Source organism: Corallococcus terminator, from assembly GCF_049194865.1.
GTDB classification, from domain to species: Bacteria; Myxococcota; Myxococcia; order Myxococcales; family Myxococcaceae; genus Myxococcus; species Myxococcus terminator_A.
Map to the genome: position 1 here is coordinate 1 of NZ_JBLZWL010000015.1, position 2719 is coordinate 2719.

A 2719-nucleotide genomic window follows, 5' to 3' on the forward strand; every position below is an offset into this window, starting at 1 on the left:
AGAGGTTGTTGCGGACCGCCACGTTGGTGGAGTTGCCGCCGGTGCCGTGTCCGAGCACCAGCGCGAAGCCCTTCGTCCCGGTGACGGTGTTGTGCAGCACGCGCACGTCGACGCCGTTCTCGATGCGGATGGCGGAGCCCTCGGGCATCTTCAGCGAGTGGATGCGATTGCGCCGCACGGAGATGTTGGTCGGCGGAGCGCCCACCCGGTTGCCGCCGATGGCGATGCCCAGCGAGGCGTCCGAGATGTCGTTGTCCTCCAGGATGATGTTCTTCGCGGAGTAGTGCACCACCACCGCCTCGCCCCGTGACGTTGAGGACTTGGTGAAGCCGTGCATGCGGTTGCCGCGCACGGTGACGTCGTGGCACGTCTTGAGGTCCACGGCGTTCTCGCGGTTGTCGTACATGTCATTGTCCTCGATGAGGACACCGCTCGCGGGAGCGTCATTGCTGAAGCCCTCGGGCCCGAGGCACTGCACGGAGTCGCCCGAGTTGTCGTGGATGTCGTTGCCGCGCACGGTGATGTTCTTCGACGTGGGGGCGATGACGACGCCGTGCGAGTCGTCGGACCCGCGGGCGAAGTGGTGGATGTGGTTGTCCTCGATGGTGACGCCGCGCGCGCTGGCGTCCGTGCTGATGCCACTGCCGAAGGACCCATGGTGCAGTTCGTTGTTGGCCAGCACCGTGCCTTGTGTGTCTCCGGCGAAGGTGACGGCAATCTGCCGCGCGCCCTTCACGTCGAACTCGAAGCCCTCGATGCGCCAGTTCGGACGCTGCACCAGGACCATGTACCAACCGCTGGAAGTGGGAACGAGCTTGGGCGTGCCCTCGCCGCGCAGGGTGATGGGCGCGCTGGCGGTGCCCGCGCGGACGTTGGAGTCGAGCACCAGCTTCTCCGCATAGGTGCCCTGCTGGACGCGGATGATTTCACCAGGGCCCACCAGGGTGAGCGCCTTGTTGATGGTGCGAAGCGGCCTGGCCTGCGTGCCCGCGGCCGTGTCGTTGCCAGATGGGCTGACGTACCACTCGCGCGAGTATTGGGGCGGGGCCGGCTCCTCGCTGGGAGGGGGCTCTGGCGAAGGTGTGGGCGTCGGGACCTCCGCCACGGGAGGCGTCGTCGGCTCGGGGGAAGGCTGGGTCGGAGTGCCCGGCGAGGGAGGCGGCGTGGGACGGGTGGGGAGGGAAATGGTGCCCGAGGGGGAGGGGGGCTCCTTGTTTCCGTTACAGGCGAGGGCTCCCACGGAGAAAGCTCCGAGGAGACACAGGCTGCGCAGCGTGGACATGGGGGGTCGACTCCTCTGGGGTTGAGCGAGCCAAAGAACGTTCGAGGGGGCGAGCGCTATTCTGCTTCCCCGCGCCGTCCGTTCCCTCGTACAGCAGGCGGCCTGTCATCCTCCCCGCGCGTGATGCACTGGTGAAGGAGCGCCGTGGCTCGGTGCCCAATCGCTATCACGAAGCTGGTGCGAAAAGGAAAGGGCCCCTCGGCTGCACTACTGACGAGGGCCAGGGGCTCGCGGGGACCGTCGTGGAACGAGCGAGCCTGCATCCACGAGACTGTTGGATGGCACGCATTGATGAGGGCCTGGAGGGCGAGACGGGAGGCGAGGCCCACGTGCCTACAGTGCGCTCCCTCGCACGCCGGCAGTCACGTGGACATCGTGCGACCTGACCCGACTGGAGGAACGCCCATGGCCCTGCAGAACGACTACAAGGACGTGCTCGACGTGGCGAAGACGATTGGCGCGAAGGTCGAGTCCCGCGAGGAGAATGGAAAGCTCATCCTCAAGGGCTCGGTGGACTACGCGTGGGACCGCGACCGCATCTGGGATCAGATCAAGGCGAAGCACGCGCAGTGGCAGCAGGAAGTCATGGTGAACCTCACGGTGACGAACGCCGAGCCGTACGGCCTCTACACGGTGAAGTCCGGCGACACGCTGGGCAAGCTGGCCAAGGACATCTACGGGGACGTGAAGCTGTACCCGAAGATTTTCGACGCCAACAAGGACCAGCTCAAGGACCCGGACAAAATCAAGGTGGGCCAGGTGCTCAAGCTGCCGCCCAAGTCGATCGCCAACGCCTGAGCGGCCCGATTCACGGCAGCAGGCCCGGGATGGTTCCCCCGGGCCTGGGGCCGATGTGGAACCGGATGCTCCCCGGTGAGAGCACGCACGAGCGAGGCACGGGGGCGGAGAGGATGGCGCCGTGCGGAGGACGCGTGCACAGGCCCAGCATCTGGGGCACGGAGTAGGGCGACCAGGGCTGCTCCGTGAAGGACTCCACCGTGCTTCTCCGGGGGGGTGGTGCCTCTTCGTCGTCGGACTCAGCGGGCTCGTCGAGCTGTGCGAGCGCGTCGTCCGGTAGCGGAGTCGTGTCCGGCACGAAGGCGATGCCTTCGGGAATCGGCTCCTCGCGGTCCGGGCGGCCGATGATGTCCTCGATGCGCTCGGTGCCCTCGTCCTTCACCGCACGAGGCGCGGTGGCGCACGCTCCCAGGAGCGACGCTGACAGGAGCGTGGCGAGCACTCGGTGTGGAGGGGGCCAGGAAGGACGGGGCATGGGCATCGACATGTTCCCTCGGAAGAGCAAGCGGGAGAAGAGGCGCTGGCTCGGGTTGCGGAGGAAGTGGTCGTGGGACATCGCTCGGACTCACGAGGCTTCCCGTCAAAGGGTTCGTCTGGAGCGCGGGTCGTGCAACGCGCGCGCTTCGCGCCAGGAGGGAG

At 67.1% G+C, this 2719-nt stretch carries 3 protein-coding genes; 1 reads left to right on the forward strand and 2 read right to left on the reverse strand.

What is annotated here, in order from left to right; translation table 11 throughout:
• On the reverse strand, window positions 1-1282 hold a 1282-nt coding region (locus ACN469_RS07675), incomplete at its 3' end, for a right-handed parallel beta-helix repeat-containing protein (protein WP_498765661.1).
• A gap of 405 nt (window positions 1283-1687) precedes the next feature.
• On the opposite strand from ACN469_RS07675, the gene ACN469_RS07680 reads away from it, so the two are divergent.
• Window positions 1688-2080, forward strand: a complete 393-nt coding sequence (locus ACN469_RS07680) for a LysM peptidoglycan-binding domain-containing protein (RefSeq protein WP_498765663.1) — start codon at window positions 1688-1690, stop codon at window positions 2078-2080.
• A gap of 10 nt (window positions 2081-2090) precedes the next feature.
• Here the strand turns inward: ACN469_RS07680 and ACN469_RS07685 are convergent, their stop codons facing one another.
• On the reverse strand, window positions 2091-2636 hold the full coding sequence (locus ACN469_RS07685; protein ID WP_498765665.1) for a hypothetical protein: 546 nt from the start codon (window positions 2634-2636) through the stop codon (window positions 2091-2093).
• Window positions 2637-2719: the final 83 nt, after the last annotated feature.